Genomic DNA, 13,684 nt, shown 5'->3' with positions numbered 1-13,684 from the left:
GTCGAGTTGAGTGATCATCCCGTCGCCTGCGGTTTGTGCATATCACTTTGACCCAGAGCCGCAAGCTTGATCAGTCGGCCGCCGGACCCGGCGCATGTTGCGGCCCTGGCCCAAAGTGATCCACCGGTATCAGGCGACGGGATGATCACCCAACTCTAGGTGGTCGGGTCTGACGACCCTCGCTCCTCGTCCCTCCGGGCTCGTTGTGCTGCCTCGCGCATCTCGATCACCTCGGTCAGCCACTCTCCGGCTTCCCTGGCGACGTCGCGGACGGCGCCGGTGACGATCGTGGCTATGCGGCCCACGTGGGTGGCCGCGCTTTCGGTCAGCACCTGCACCGTGTCCTTACCGCGCTCGAACTGTCCCACCATGTTCTCCCCTAGGCTGCCCGGAGTTCCGGCTCCAGCGTAGTGGCCTGCTCCGGCTCCTGCTGCCCCGAAACGGGCAACGCCAGCCGCACGATCTTCTTCGCCACGCTCCACAGTTGCCGCCGCAACGGGCCGGTGTTGTACGGCAGGCCGTACTTCTCGCAGATGCCCCGCACCTCGTCGGCGATCTGCGGGTAGCGCCGCGCCGGGATGTCCGGGAACAGGTGGTGCTCGATCTGGTGCGACAGGTTCCCGGTGAGGATGTGGAACAGCTTCCCGCCGGTGATGTTCGCCGAGCCGAGGATCTGCCGCAGGTACCACTGCCCCCGCGTCTCGTTCTCGGTCTCCTCCTCGGTGAAGCTTTCCACGTCCGCCGGGAAGTGACCGCAGAAGATGATCGCGAACGCCCACAGGTTGCGCACCAGGTTCGCCGACGCGTTCCCCGCGAACGTCAGCGGCGCGAGCGGGCCCGTCAGCAGCGGGAACAACACGTAGTCCTTCCCGATCTGCCGCGACGCCTTCCGCAGGATCCGCCGCAGCACCGGCAGGTTCTCGGCCCACGTGCGCTCCCCGCGCAGCACCCGGTCGACCTCGAGATCGTGCAGCATCACGCCCCACTGGAACAACACCGCCAGCAACGCCGCGTACACCGGGTTGCCCAGGTAGTACGGGTGCCACTTCTGCGCCGGGTCCATCCGCAGGATGCCGTAGCCGATGTCACGGTCCTTGTCGAGGATGTTCGTGAACGTGTGGTGGATGTAGTTGTGCGAGTGCCGCCAGTTCGCCGCCGGCGCGACCGTGTCCCATTCGAACTGCTGGGAGCTCAGCGCCGGGTCGCGCGTCCAGTCGTACTGGCCGTGCATGACGTTGTGGCCGATCTCCATGTTGTCGAGGATCTTCGCCACCGAAAGCGCCGCGACCCCGCCGAGCCACGCGGGCGGGAAGTACATCAGCGCGCGGCCGGTGACCTCCAGCGCCCGCTGCGTCTTGATCACGTTCTGGATGTAGTCGACGTCGGCCTGGCCGAGGTCCTCGACGATCCGCTGCCGGATCGCGTCCAGCTCCCTGCCGAACTCCTCGACCTGCGCCGGCGTCAGCCTGTCCTGCAAACCGGTCATGAGGGCTGCTCCTAACAGTTGATTTCGACGTCACCGACGGGCACGGACACGCACAACTGGATCTCCTCGTCCTCCTCGGCGGACAGTTCGCCGGACCGGGCGTCCCGCACGGTGCCACGGGTCTTGACCTGCGTGCACGAGAAGCAGATGCCCATGCGGCAGCCGTGCTCCGGGCGCAGGCCCGCGGCCTCGGCCTGCTCCAGCAGCGCCTGCCCGGAGTTGCCGACCTCGACCCCGCTGCGGGCGAACCGCACGCGCCCCGTCGCGTCCCCGGCCTCCACCGCGAGCTTGAACTGCTCGGTGTGCACCTGTTCACCGAACATCGCGCGTACGGCGTCCAGCAGGCGCGCCGGACCGCACGCGTACGTCTCCGCCTCGCCGTACCACGGCGCGACCGCCTCGACGTGGGCGGCGGAGAACCGGCCGCCGAGGGCGTGCCCGTCCACGACGTGCACGTTCTCCCGCTCCAGCGTGGAAAGGTCGTAGGCCACGTCCCGCCCGTAGTGCAGGAACACCACCTCGCCCCGGTGCCCCTCGTCGACGAGGGTGCGCAGCATCGACAGCACCGGCGTGATCCCGCTGCCACCGCTGATCAGCAACAACCGCTCCGGCCGGGACCGCGGTAGCGTGAACCGTCCGTCCGGTTCGGACAGTCCCAGTACCATGCCTGGCTTCGCGTTGCGGTACAGGTACTGCGAAACCAGACCGTCCAGCGCGGTCGTGAACTCCAGCGCGTCCGAGTACTGCGAGTTGGCCGGCGAGTAGCACCGCGTGCGCCGCACCCCGTCGATCTCGACCGTGACCCGCACGTGCTGCCCGGCGGTGAACCCCCGCCACGCCCGGCTGGGCCGCACTCGCAACGTCACCGCGCGGGCCGTTCGGCGCACGCTCGTCACTTCACCCCGGATCTCGTGCCGGACCAGCATCGGGTCGACCAGTTCGAGGTAGCGGTCCACGCCGTGCGGGGTGAGCAGCGCTTCGGCGAGCGATGCGAGTCTGCCCATGCCGCACCTCCTTCAGTGAACACCTGTACACCCAATGATGGCGGACAGCGCCGGAACGAGCAAGGCCGGGGGTCGTAAGGTGATCAGCGTGACGGCGGAACCGGCGACGCGCCACGAGCGCAAGGAACGCACTCGGCGGGCACTGCTCGACGCGGCACTGGGCCTGCTGGCCGACCGTGGTTTCGGCAGCCTGAGCCTGCGCGAGGTCACCAAGCGGGCGGGCATCGTGCCGACCGCGTTCTACCGGCATTTCGCCTCGATGGACGAGCTGGGCGTCGCGCTCGTCGAGGAGTCGATGCGCACGCTGCGCGACATGATCCGCTCGGCCCGCGCCGACCGGCGGGCGTCCAGCGACATCATCCGCGCTTCGGTGCAGACCCTCCACCAGCAGGTCCGGGCCCACGAGGACCACTTCCGCTTCCTCGTGCGCGAGCGGTACGGCGGATCGGGCGCGGTGTCCCGCGCGGTCGCGACCGAGCTGCGGCTGTTCTCCAGCGAGCTGGCCGTCGACCTCGCGCGGTTCCAATACCTGCGGGAATGGTCGAACGAGGACCTGCACATGATGGCCGAGCTGATCGTCACCGCGATGCAGGCGACCGTGCTCGACCTGCTCGAAGCCCGTCCCGGCGCGGACGAACGCATCGTCCGGACAGCCGAAAAGCGTCTGAAACTCATCACGCTCGGGGTGCCCGCCTGGCGCAGCAGGACTTGACCCCGTTCGCGGGACCCCCTTTGCTGTTACCACTTGGGTTGATCGCCCGGCTCCGTCAGGAGGTGGTTCAGCGTGGTCGGATCCGCACCTCTGACGGTGGGTGTCGTCCGCGAGTCGTTACCGGGGGAGCGGCGGGTCGCACTCGTCCCCCGGCTGGTCGACCGGCTGGTCCGGCGCGGGTTGCGCGTCGTCGTCGAACCCGGTGCCGGTGCGGGCGTGCTGCTCGCCGACTCCGTGTTCGAGCAGGCCGGTGCCGAGATCGGGGACGCGTGGCAGGCCGGCATAGTGCTCAAGGTCGCGCCGCCCACCGCGGACGAGGTGGCCAGGCTGAAACGCGGCGCCGTCCTGATCGGCTTCCTGAAACCGCTGTCCGATGTGGACGGCATCGCCGCGCTCGACCGCGCCGGGGTGACCGCGTTCGCGGTCGAATCCATCCCGCGCATCACGCGCGCCCAGGCGATGGACGCCCTGTCCTCGCAGAGCAGCGTCGCCGGGTACCGGGCCGTACTCCTGGCCGCCGACCGGCTCATCCGCTTCTTCCCCATGCTCACCACCGCGGCCGGGACCGTGCCGCCTGCCAACGTGCTCGTGCTCGGCGCGGGCGTCGCGGGGCTCCAGGCGCTCGCGACGGCGAAACGGCTCGGCTCCCGCCCCACCGGCTACGACGTGCGGCCCGAGGTGGCCGACCAGGTCCGCTCGGTCGGCGCGAACTGGCTCGACCTCGGCATCGAAGCGGTCGGCGAAGGCGGCTATGCGCGCGAACTCACCGAGGAGGAACGCGCCGAACAGCAACGGAGGCTCACCGAAGCCATCACGCGGTTCGACGTCGTGATCACCACGGCGCTCGTCCCCGGCCGCAAGGCGCCGACGCTCGTCACGGAGGAAGCGGTGCGCGGCATGCCGGCGGGCGCCGTCGTCGTGGACCTCGCCGGGGAGTCCGGCGGCAACTGCGAACTGACCGAGCCGGGCAAGGACGTCGTCGTGCACGACGTCACCATCTGCTCCCCGCTGAACCTGCCCGCGGAAATGCCGGGCCACGCCAGCGAACTGTACGCGCGGAACCTGACCGAACTGGTCGAACTGCTGGTGGACGGCGACGGCGGGCTCGCGATCGACTTCGCCGACGAGATCGTCGCCGGTGCGTGCGTCGCCGGACGGGAAAGGGGAGCGGCCTGATGCTGGTGGAAAGCCTGGCGGTGCTCGTGCTCGCCGGATTCGTGGGTTTCACCGTGATCTCCAAGGTGCCCAACACCCTGCACACCCCGCTGATGTCCGGTACGAACGCCATCCACGGCATCGTGCTGCTCGGCGGGCTCGTCGTGCTCGGGCTCGGCGCCGACGGGGTGTTGAACAAGGTTCTGCTCGTGATCGCGATCGCGTTCGGCACCATCAACGTCGTCGGCGGGTTCCTCGTCACCGACCGGATGCTCGGGATGTTCAAGGGGCACAAGAAGGACGAGGCCGATGACTGATCTCATCGGCGTCCTCTACATCATCGCGTTCGCGTTGTTCATCTACGGCCTGATGGGGCTCACCGGCCCGCGCACCGCGGTGCGCGGCAACTGGATCGCCGCCGCGGGCATGGTCGTCGCGGTGGTCGCCACCCTGCTCACGCCGGGGATGAGCAACTGGGTCCTGATCGCGCTCGGCGTCTTGCTCGGCGCGCTCGTCGGCGTGCCGGCCGCGCGGCGCGTGAAGATGACGGCGATGCCGCAGATGGTCGCGTTGTTCAACGGCGTCGGCGGCGGGGCGGTGGCGCTCATCGCGTGGGTCGAGTTCCGCACCACGGACGGGTATTCGGACGAACCCCGCTACGTAGCCATCGCGTCGTTGTTCGCCGCGCTCATCGGTTCGGTGTCGTTCTGGGGTTCGCTCATCGCGTTCGGGAAACTGCAGGAGATCCTGCCGGGCAGGCCGATCACCCTGCGCTCACTGCAACAGCCGCTGAACATCGTTCTGCTGCTGGGTGCGGTCGGCTGCGGGGCAGCGGTGGTCGCGGGTGCGCACGCGGAACCGCTGATGATCGTGCTGCTGCTCGCCGCGGCCGTGCTCGGCGTGATGGTGGTGCTGCCGATCGGCGGCGCCGACATGCCCGTGGTCATCTCGCTGCTCAACGCCTTCACCGGGCTTTCGGCCGCGGCGATGGGGCTGGCGCTGGAGAACACCGCGCTCATCGTGGCCGGCATGATCGTCGGGGCGTCGGGCTCGATCCTGACGAACCTCATGGCCAAGGCGATGAACCGCTCGATTCCCGCGATCGTGGCGGGTGGGTTCGGCGGGACGACGGCGGTGACGGCCGGTTCCGGAGAGGTCCGTCCGGTCCGCAGCACCACCGCCGCCGACACCGCGATCCAGCTCGCCTACGCGAGCAAGGTCGTGGTCGTGCCCGGGTACGGCATGGCCGTCGCCCAGGCCCAGCACGCCGTCCGGGAAATGGCGCAGCTGCTGGAAGCCAAGGGCATTTCCGTCACCTACGCCATCCACCCCGTCGCCGGGCGCATGCCCGGCCACATGAACGTGCTGCTCGCCGAGGCCGACGTGCCCTACGAGCAGCTCAAGGAAATGGACGAGGTCAATTCCGAATTCCCGCAGACCGACGTCGCACTCGTGATCGGTGCGAACGACGTGACGAATCCCGCCGCCCGCAACGACCCCGGCTCACCCATTTACGGAATGCCGATCCTCGACGTCAGCGCGAGCCGCTCGGTCATCGTGCTGAAACGCTCGATGAGTTCCGGTTTCGCGGGAATCGACAACGACCTGTTCTACGAACCACGGACCACCATGCTCTTCGGCGACGCCAAGACCTCCGTCGGGGAGATCGTCGAAGAGCTGAAGAACCTGTAGAGCTCAGGCGCCCGCGCTGGAGAACACCACCGGCGGCGCCTTGCGGGTGGCGCGGCGCGGGGCCTTTTCCGTGGACGCGGCTTTCTTGGCCGCCGCGGGCTTCTTCGCGGTGGCCCTGGTGCCGGTCGATTTCGCGGCCGTGGACCGGGTGCCGCTCGATTTCGCGGTGGTCTTCGCGGCCGCGGAGCGGGTGCTCGTCGATTTCGCGGCGGCTTTCGTCGTCGTCGACTTCGTGGCGGCGGTCTTCGCACGCGATTTCGTGGCCGTGTTCTTGGCGGTGCTCTTGGCCGCCGTTTTGGCCGGGGCCTTCGCCGCCGTTTTCGCGGGGGCGGCCTTCTTGGTCGCGGCCGCCTTCTTCGCGGGAGCCGCCTTCTTCGCGGCGGCCGGCTTGGCCTTGCTCGCGGTGCTCTTCGCCGGCGCCGGCTTGGCGGCCGCCGCCGACTTGGCCGTGCTCCGCTTGCGGGTGGCGGGTTCGGCCGTTTTCGCCGTCGTGGTACGGGAAGCGGCGGGCTTCCTGCGACCGCGCGTGGGCGGCGCGAGCCGCCGCGGCTGGCGCTTGCGGCCACCGGTGCGGCGGCCGTGCTCGACGTAGCGGGCCAGGATCTCGCGCAGGTTCCCCGCGTTCTCGTCCGAGAGGTCGATGTCGTAGTCGACACCGTCCAGGCCGAACCGGACCTGCTCCTGGGCCGGCTCGCCGTTCAGGTCGTCCAGTAACTGCACCGCGGTGTTCTTGGCCACCGAAACCTCCCGTACTCGAAATGCTCCGCTGAGAATACCTTCTCGGGCTTGCGCCCGGCGCTTGCCTGGTGTGCGCTGGGCGCATGACCGAAGAGACTTTCGACGTGGTGGTCATCGGCGCGGGGCCGGTGGGGGAGAACGCGGCCGACCGGGCGGTGCGGGGTGGGCTGAAGACGGCGCTGGTGGAACACGAACGGTTCGGGGGCGAGTGCTCGTACTGGGCCTGCATCCCGAGCAAAGCCTTGTTGCGCCCGGGAAACGCGCTCGCCGCGGCCCGCAGGCTGCCGGGCGTGCCGGTGGGAGGTGCACTCGATCCGGCGAAGGTGTTCGAGCGCCGCGACTACTTCACCTCGCGCGGTGACGACTCGGGACAGGTCGAGTGGGCGCGGGGCGCCGGCATCGAGGTCGTGCGCGGGCACGCGCGGATCACCGGTGAGCGAGAGGTCACAGTGGACGCTGACCGCGTGCTGCGGGCGAACCACGCGGTCGTGGTGTGCACGGGCAGTGTGCCGAGGACGCCGGACATCCCGGGGCTCGACGAGGTACCCGTGTGGGGCTCGCGCGAGGCGACGTCGGCGAGCGAGGTGCCGGCCCGGCTCGCGGTGCTCGGCGGTGGCGTGGTCGGCGTGGAGATGGCGCAGGCGTGGGCGCGGCTGGGGGCGCAGGTCGACCTGATCGTGAGCGGGCCGCGGCCGCTGCCGAGGTACCCGGAGTTCGCGGGGGACCTCGTGGTCGAGGGGCTGCGGGCGGACGGCGTGCGGGTGCACCTGGACTCGGGGCTGGTCAGGGCCTCCGAAGTGGACGGAGCGGCGAAGCTGGAGCTGAAGGGCGGCGAGACGCTGACGGCGGACAAGCTGCTCGTCGCGACGGGCCGTCGTCCCACGACGGACGACATCGGGCTGGAGGCGGTCGGGCTGAAGCCGGGCAGCACGCTGGCGGTGGACGACACGGGGCTGGTGTCCGAAGTGGAGGGAGGCTGGCTGTACGCCGCGGGTGACGTGACGGGCCGGGCGCCGCTGACGCACCAGGGCAAGTACGCGGCCCGCGCGGTCGGGGACGTGATCGCCGCGCGCGCCGCGGGCGAGGTCGTGGTGGAGCCGTGGAGCCAGTACACGAGCACGGCCGATCACCACGCCGTGCCGCAGGTGGTGTTCACGGATCCGGAGGTGGCCTCCGTCGGGCTGGCCGGGCCGGAGGAGGGCAAGCCGCACCGGGTGGTGGACATCGACATCGCGGTGGCGGGTTCCTCGCTGCACGCCGACGGGTACACGGGCAAGGCGCGGATGGTGGTGGACACCGAGCGCGAGGTGCTGGTGGGCGTCACGTTCGTGGGCCAGGACGTCTCGGACCTCCTCCACGCCGCGACGATCGCCATCGTGGGCGAGGTGCCGTTGCGCCGCCTGTGGCACGCGGTCCCCGCGTTCCCGACGATCAGCGAGGTGTGGCTGCGCCTGCTGGAGACGTACGGGCTTTAGGTGGCGGTTCCGGCACGCGTGCGGTGAGCGCGGCGTCGGTGGCGCGGGGTCGCGCGGGCCTTCAGGTGCGCCCGGCTGTCAGCGTCAGGGCATGCGGACGGCGGGGAGCAGGTCGGGGTCGCGCGGGCCTTCAGGTGTGCCGGGCGGTGAGCGTCAGGGCACGCGGGCGGTGAGGGCGGCGTCGGCGGCGCGGAGGAGGGCGGGGTCGTCGGCGGTGGAGGGCTGGTCGAACCACGCGGCGAGGACCAGCCGCACCGCGGTGCCGTCCGTGGCGCTGACGTAGGCGGCCGCGTCGAAGTGCGGGGTGCGGGGCCACTTGCCGGTCTCCGCGGCGAGGTCGGTGACGCTGCCGCCGCCCGGCGTGTCCGCCGCCTTCTTGAAGGCCGTCGCCTTGGCGGAGTCGGGAAACGCCACCACCGCCACGGAAACCGCGGCGGGTTTGCCGTCCACGGTGGCCTCGAAGCTCGCGCGGCGGAGGTCCACGCAGCCGCTGCGCTGGAGGCTCACCTGCAGATCGCCGACGGCGTGGGCCGCGCACTGCACGTCCCGGGCGGCGGCGCGCTGGGTGAGCGGGATGCCGTTGACCACCTGTGCCGGCTGGGCGGGCGTGTCGTCGGCCCCGCTGGTCGTCGCGAGCACGATGGCTGCCACGAGGAGCACCGCGAGCAACCCGATCGCGCCGAACGGCAACCACCGCACGGTGCGCGACTTTTCGGGAACCGCCGCGCGCACGGGCACGGCGGCGGTGATGCGGGGGACGGGCGTGGTGACCTCGATCGGCCGCGGTGGTGGCACGTCGGCCCGCACCTTCACCGGCGGCCGCGGCGGTGGGGCCATCTTTTCGGTGACTTCGGAGGAGGCGAGGTTTCCCGGTTCACCGGGCGCGGCGGCCGGGGGCGCGGTGGTGCCGTGCGTGGCGGGGTTCCCGGGTGCGCTGCGTTTGGCGGGCGGGTGCTCGGCAGTACCGAGTGCGGCGGGATTCCCCGGCTCGCTGGGCTTGGCGGCTCCGGGTTGGTGCCCGGTTCCCGGCTTGGCGGGTGCGGCTCCGAGTAGGTGTGCCGCGTTGGCGGGCGCGGTTCCGCTTGGTGCGGCTGGGTTTCCGGGCTGGGCAACGGACGCGGCGGCTCCGACCGGCGCACCGACTCCCGAGGCGACCGGCTTCCCCGGCTGCGCAGGGCCGCCTGGCGCGGGAGAGTTTCCGGGCTGTGCGGGGCCGTTCGGTGCGGGTGAGTTGCCCGCCGTTCCGGCGGGCGTGCCTGCCGCGCCCTCGGCCTTCGCCGCGGACGCAGCCTTCTCCGCTGAGCCGGGCGCGCCTGCTCCGGCCGAGCCTGTCGCGCCCTCGGCCATCGCCGCGGCGCTGGCCTTCCCGGCCGAGCCGGGCGCCCCTGCCCCGGCCAAGCCGGGCGATGCGCCAGCCACCCCGGGAACCCCCGCTCCCGCCGCCCCGGCCGCCCCCGGCCCGACCGCGCCTGCCCCGGCCAAGCCAGGCGCCACCCCAGCCGCCCCGGCCCCACCAGCCCGTCCGGCCTTCCCCGCCGCGCCAACCCGCGCGCCGACCCCCGGGCCGTCGAGCTTCTCCGTTGCCTCTGGGGTGTCCAGCTTCGTCGTCCGCTCGGGCTCTTCTCCCAGGCCCGCGCCGAAACCCTCCGCCCGCAACGCGTCGTCCGAGATGGGTGGGGCTTCTGGGGCCAGTGCCTTCAGCAGGGCGCGTGCCTGCGCCAGCGAGCACGGCTCCGGCGCGGCGGCCAGCGAAACCGCCGCCGCGAGCATGTGCTTCCCCGTCGGGTGCAGGACCCGGACCGCGCCCGCCGCATCCGCCGGCGGCTGGTCGACCTGGTCCACGTACGGCCCCACCGCGAGGATCGTCCCGATCGGCAGCGCCTCCGGCACCTTCGGCCGCAGGTGCTTCGCGATCGCCTCCGCGAGTTCGAGCTTCGGCGCGGCCGGGTTCACCGCCCGCTCCGGCGCCGCCACCGCCCAGCCGTCCGCGCGCCACGGCCCCGCCAGCGGCGCCTCGAGTTTCATCGCCGGTTCGGGCAGGTCGACCCCCAGCACGATCAGCACACCCCGCGGCAGCACGACGATCGCGTCGACGCTGCGCACCGAGGGGATCGGCCGCGCCCCGACGAGTGCGACCCCGCCGACGACGGTCGCGCCCCGGCCGAGCGACGCGAGCGCCGCGCGGATGTCGTCGGCGACGCGCGACGGCTGTTGCCCGAGGCGGACGAGCCGCACCTGAACCTCCCCCTGACGGTGGCTGCTGGCTGCCTACGCTAGCGCGCGGTGACGGCCGAATGGACCAGCAGTGTGAAAATCCCGTGCACTCTGCGCGACTGTCTCAGCACAGCGTGACCGTCGTCACTCGACCGTGTGCTACTCGTTAGTACGGCCATCCGAGCTGAGGAGAAGCCGTATGCGCCGTAGCCCCAGTCCCCGCAAACGCTTGCCGGTGCTCGCCGCCGCGCTCGCACTGCCCCTCGTCGCCCTCGCTCCGCCCGCCTCGGCGGCACCCCTCGCCCCCGTCTCCGCCACCCTGGCGCCCCTGCTGTCCACGACCACGACGCTCACCACGCTCGTCCACGCGACGGACGTGACCACCGCCGAACGCGCGGTCCGCCAGGCGGGGCTGACGGAGATCACGCGGTTCGCCAAGATCGGCGTCGTCGCCGCGCGGGGCTCGGCCGCCCAGGTCCGGGCCGTCCGCCAGATCCCGGGCGTCACCTACGTCGAGAACAACGACCCCCTCGTCGCCTACGGCAGCACCGGTACCACCGCGACGCGCAGCGCCGAAGCCCGCACCACCCTCACCGGCGCGAACGGCACCGCACTCGACGGCACCGGGGTCTCGGTCGCGATCATCGACACCGGCGTCGACCCGACGCACCCGGCGTTCCAGGGACGCGTCGTGCGCAACCTCAAGAGCCTGTGCACGAGCGGCACGGCCACGTCGTGCATCGTCGACGTGCCGACGAACCTCGACACGGACACCACCTCGCTCGGCGGCCACGGCACCCACGTCACCGGCATCGCCGCCGGGGCCGCCTTCACCCTGCCGGACGGCACCCGCGTGGGGGGTTCTGCGCCGGGGGCCAAGATCGTCGCGCTCTCGACCGGGCTCGCGATCCTCGTGCTGGGCACGGACTCCGCGCTGAACTGGGTGCTGGAGAACCACGCAGCACCGTGTGGCGCGGGCGTGCCCGCGAGCGTCTGCCCGCCCATCAAGGTGATCAACAACTCCTACGGGCCGAGCGGCGGCGGCAGCTTCGACCCGAACTCCGCCACGGTCCAGCTGCAGCGCGCACTGGCCGCGGAAGGCGTGGTCACGGTGTGGGCCAACGGAAACGACGGCGGTGACGGCAGCCAGAACCTGTCCAACCCGCCCGGCCAGGACCCGACGCCCGGCGTGCTGTCCGTGGCCTCCTTCAACGATCAAGGCACCGGCACCCGCGACGGCACGGTCTCGGACTACTCCTCGCGCGGCCTGGCGAGCGACTCCGCCACCTGGCCCGACATCTCCGCGCCGGGCGAGAACATCCTGTCCGCCTGCCGCCCGTACCTCGTGATCTGCGCGCAGGGCCTGCAGCCCGAGAACGGCCCCGGTCCGCTCGATCTGGGGACCTACAACGTGATCAGCGGGACCTCCATGGCCGCGCCGCAGATCACCGGGATCGTCGCGCAGCTGTTCCAGGCGAACCCCACCGCGACGCCAGCCGACATCGAGAACGCCCTCAAATCGACCGCGTACAAGTACTCCGATGGGGCCCCGTACGAGCCCGTCGGCCCCTACACTGCGGCGTACGACAAGGGCGCCGGACTGGTCGACACCGTGGCCGCCGCCCGGTCGCTCGGCGCCGCCGGGTAGCTGTCCGCGAGGGCACTGCCGCGGGCGCGGCAGTGCCCTCCGCGGGAAGTGGCGTGTGCGACGCCTGAGGTTCGTGTGGCCAAATGGGTGATCGCAGTGCACAATGTGCTCAAGCCACGCCATGGATTTGCCGGCTCCCGAGGCTCGCGAGGTCGTAGGGGAAGACGCCCCTCGTCGAGTAGCGGAGGTCAGCAGTGAGCACCCGTGGAAACACCCGTGGTGTGGTGTACGTCCACTCGTCGCCGTCTGCGGTGTGCCCGCACGTCGAGTGGGCGATTTCGGGCACCCTAGGGACCCGAGTGGATCTGCAGTGGACGGCGCAGCCCGCCGCTCCGGGGCAGCTCCGGGCCGAGTGCAACTGGAGCGCGCCCGCGGGCACGGCGGCGAAGCTCGCCGCCGGGCTCAAGGCGTGGCCGATGCTGCGCTTCGAGGTCACGGAGGACCCGAGCCCCGGCGTCGACGGCGAGCGCTACTGCTACGCGCCCGGCCTCGGCCTGTGGCACGGCCGCACCAGCGCCAACGGCGACATCGTGGTCGGTGAGGACCAGTTGCGCGCCCTCGTGAGCCAGGCCCGCGCGGGTGAAGCGTTCGCGCACAAGGTGGACGAGTTGCTGGCCACCAACTGGGACGAGGCGCTGGAACCGTTCCGGCACGCCGGCGACGGCGCCCCGGTGACTTGGCTGCACCGGGTGGGCTGAGCCGCGCGAAGCGCGTCCGCCGGGGGCGGTGGCCGGGCGACGGGTGGGGTAGCCGCGCGAAGCGCGTCCGGGTCTTCGTCGCTCCCGAGGACATCGAGGAGTTCATCGCCGACGCACGGGCGACGTGCCCCGTTCGCCGCGGCGGGACCCCCGGGACCGGCCCGTCCCACCGCGAGCGGCTGCCCGACAGGCCCGAAGTGGGGAGAGGCGCGCGCGTAGTACGGCGTTAACCACTACGCTGCCGTTGTGTCAGCCGTGCCGGTACCGCCGAGTTCCCAGCGCTGGCTGCTGCCCGTCCTGGTCGTGGTCGTCTCGCTGATGGTCGGCGGTGGTCTGCTCGCGAGGGAGGTCTACCGCCTCCCCGAGTCGACGCCGGACGCCGTGATCGCGCTGCCCAGTTCCACCGCGCGCCCGGCGGCGGAACAGCCCGGCCCCGGCACGGTGGAGCTCACGCCCGACGCCGCCGCGCACCCGCAGCACGCGGTGATCTCCCAGCTGCTGCAGACCTACTTCGACGCGATCAACAGCCGCGACTACGACCAGTGGAAGACCACGGTCACCAGGGCCCGCATCCAGGCGAAACCGCGCGCGAGCTGGCTGGAGGACTACGACTCGACGAAGGACGGCAGCATCCTCGTGTACCGGATCGACGCCGTCACGGCCACGGACCTGCGCGTGCTGGTGGGCTTCACGAGCATCCAGGACCCGACGGCCGCGCCCGCCGAGCTGCCCGACGCGACCTGCGTGCACTGGAAGCTCGGCCTGCCCGTGGCACTGGAGCAGGGCCACTGGCGCGTGGACGCCGTCGCCGGGTACACGACCCCCGAGATGTCCCGCTGCTGAGAAAGGCCGGCTCCCCCCG

General features: G+C 71.6%; 13 protein-coding genes. 8 read left to right on the top strand and 5 right to left on the bottom strand.

All coding sequences use genetic code 11. The features are described 5' to 3' along the window. Positions 1–155: 155 nt before the first annotated feature. The 3 genes from ABFX51_RS24085 to ABFX51_RS24075 are packed head-to-tail and all read right to left on the bottom strand — an operon-like array spanning position 156 to position 2,490. A complete protein-coding gene (locus ABFX51_RS24085) occupies positions 156–371 on the bottom strand; it encodes a hypothetical protein (protein WP_346055016.1) in 216 nt (71 codons plus the stop codon). A gap of 8 nt (positions 372–379) precedes the next feature. Beyond that, positions 380–1,486 carry a fatty acid desaturase family protein gene (locus ABFX51_RS24080; RefSeq protein ID WP_346055015.1) on the bottom strand — a complete coding sequence of 369 codons (1,107 nt, stop codon included), beginning with the start codon at positions 1,484–1,486 and terminating at the stop codon, positions 380–382. A gap of 11 nt (positions 1,487–1,497) precedes the next feature. After that, positions 1,498–2,490, bottom strand: a complete 993-nt coding sequence (locus tag ABFX51_RS24075) for a ferredoxin reductase (protein ID WP_346055014.1) — start codon at positions 2,488–2,490, stop codon at positions 1,498–1,500. 37 nt (positions 2,491–2,527) lie between these two features. On the opposite strand from ABFX51_RS24075, the gene ABFX51_RS24070 reads away from it, so the two are divergent. The 4 genes from ABFX51_RS24070 to ABFX51_RS24055 all read left to right on the top strand — a co-directional run bounded on the left by ABFX51_RS24070 (position 2,528) and on the right by ABFX51_RS24055 (position 6,049). Continuing rightward, positions 2,528–3,202: a TetR family transcriptional regulator gene (locus ABFX51_RS24070; protein WP_091504819.1), complete on the top strand. Its 675-nt coding sequence runs from the start codon at positions 2,528–2,530 to the stop codon at positions 3,200–3,202. A 72-nt stretch (positions 3,203–3,274) separates the two neighbouring features. Beyond that, on the top strand, positions 3,275–4,378 hold the full coding sequence (locus ABFX51_RS24065) for an NAD(P) transhydrogenase subunit alpha (RefSeq protein WP_091504441.1): 1,104 nt from the start codon (positions 3,275–3,277) through the stop codon (positions 4,376–4,378). Further along, positions 4,378–4,674, top strand: a complete 297-nt coding sequence (locus ABFX51_RS24060; RefSeq protein WP_091504440.1) for an NAD(P) transhydrogenase subunit alpha part 2 — start codon at positions 4,378–4,380, stop codon at positions 4,672–4,674. Before ABFX51_RS24065 ends, ABFX51_RS24060 begins: the two co-directional genes overlap by 1 nt. Then, positions 4,667–6,049, top strand: a complete 1,383-nt coding sequence (locus ABFX51_RS24055; RefSeq protein WP_091504439.1) for an NAD(P)(+) transhydrogenase (Re/Si-specific) subunit beta — start codon at positions 4,667–4,669, stop codon at positions 6,047–6,049. Before ABFX51_RS24060 ends, ABFX51_RS24055 begins: the two co-directional genes overlap by 8 nt. Positions 6,050–6,052: 3 nt before the next feature. Here the strand turns inward: ABFX51_RS24055 and ABFX51_RS24050 are convergent, their stop codons facing one another. Continuing rightward, positions 6,053–6,787 (bottom strand): histone-like nucleoid-structuring protein Lsr2, encoded by a 735-nt coding sequence (locus ABFX51_RS24050; RefSeq protein WP_177228542.1) that lies wholly within the window; start codon positions 6,785–6,787, stop codon positions 6,053–6,055. An 83-nt stretch (positions 6,788–6,870) separates the two neighbouring features. On the opposite strand from ABFX51_RS24050, the gene ABFX51_RS24045 reads away from it, so the two are divergent. Further along, the gene (locus tag ABFX51_RS24045) at positions 6,871–8,262 is read left to right on the top strand and encodes a dihydrolipoyl dehydrogenase family protein (RefSeq protein WP_346055013.1); all 1,392 of its coding nucleotides are present in this window, start codon (positions 6,871–6,873) and stop codon (positions 8,260–8,262) included. Between the two features lie 153 nt (positions 8,263–8,415). Here the strand turns inward: ABFX51_RS24045 and ABFX51_RS24040 are convergent, their stop codons facing one another. Further along, positions 8,416–10,497, bottom strand: a complete 2,082-nt coding sequence (locus tag ABFX51_RS24040) for a hypothetical protein (protein WP_346055012.1) — start codon at positions 10,495–10,497, stop codon at positions 8,416–8,418. 178 nt (positions 10,498–10,675) lie between these two features. Between ABFX51_RS24040 and ABFX51_RS24035 the strand changes: the two genes are divergently transcribed. The 3 genes from ABFX51_RS24035 to ABFX51_RS24025 all read left to right on the top strand — a co-directional run bounded on the left by ABFX51_RS24035 (position 10,676) and on the right by ABFX51_RS24025 (position 13,665). Next, entirely contained in the window at positions 10,676–12,124 is a 1,449-nt protein-coding gene (locus ABFX51_RS24035) for a S8 family serine peptidase (protein WP_346055011.1), read from the top strand. A gap of 194 nt (positions 12,125–12,318) precedes the next feature. Next, positions 12,319–12,822, top strand: a complete 504-nt coding sequence (locus tag ABFX51_RS24030; RefSeq protein WP_346055010.1) for a DUF3145 domain-containing protein — start codon at positions 12,319–12,321, stop codon at positions 12,820–12,822. 246 nt (positions 12,823–13,068) lie between these two features. Continuing rightward, positions 13,069–13,665: a hypothetical protein gene (locus ABFX51_RS24025; protein WP_346055009.1), complete on the top strand. Its 597-nt coding sequence runs from the start codon at positions 13,069–13,071 to the stop codon at positions 13,663–13,665. Positions 13,666–13,684: the final 19 nt, after the last annotated feature.

Origin of the sequence: Amycolatopsis dongchuanensis (genome assembly GCF_039542405.1) — a bacterium.
GTDB lineage: Bacteria > Actinomycetota > Actinomycetes > Mycobacteriales > Pseudonocardiaceae > Amycolatopsis_E > Amycolatopsis_E sacchari.
Note: the sequence above shows the minus strand (reverse complement) of the source record. Positions and strands in the feature narration are given on the sequence as shown.

Coding starts and splice junctions, on each gene's coding strand:
- ABFX51_RS24085 (WP_346055016.1), bottom strand. CDS start 371: ATGGTGGGACAGTTCGAGCGCGGTAAGGACACGGTGCAGGTGCTGACC.
- ABFX51_RS24080 (WP_346055015.1), bottom strand. CDS start 1,486: ATGACCGGTTTGCAGGACAGGCTGACGCCGGCGCAGGTCGAGGAGTTC.
- ABFX51_RS24075 (WP_346055014.1), bottom strand. CDS start 2,490: ATGGGCAGACTCGCATCGCTCGCCGAAGCGCTGCTCACCCCGCACGGC.
- ABFX51_RS24070 (WP_091504819.1), top strand. CDS start 2,528: ATGGCGGACAGCGCCGGAACGAGCAAGGCCGGGGGTCGTAAGGTGATC.
- ABFX51_RS24060 (WP_091504440.1), top strand. CDS start 4,378: ATGCTGGTGGAAAGCCTGGCGGTGCTCGTGCTCGCCGGATTCGTGGGT.
- ABFX51_RS24055 (WP_091504439.1), top strand. CDS start 4,667: ATGACTGATCTCATCGGCGTCCTCTACATCATCGCGTTCGCGTTGTTC.
- ABFX51_RS24045 (WP_346055013.1), top strand. CDS start 6,871: ATGACCGAAGAGACTTTCGACGTGGTGGTCATCGGCGCGGGGCCGGTG.
- ABFX51_RS24035 (WP_346055011.1), top strand. CDS start 10,676: ATGCGCCGTAGCCCCAGTCCCCGCAAACGCTTGCCGGTGCTCGCCGCC.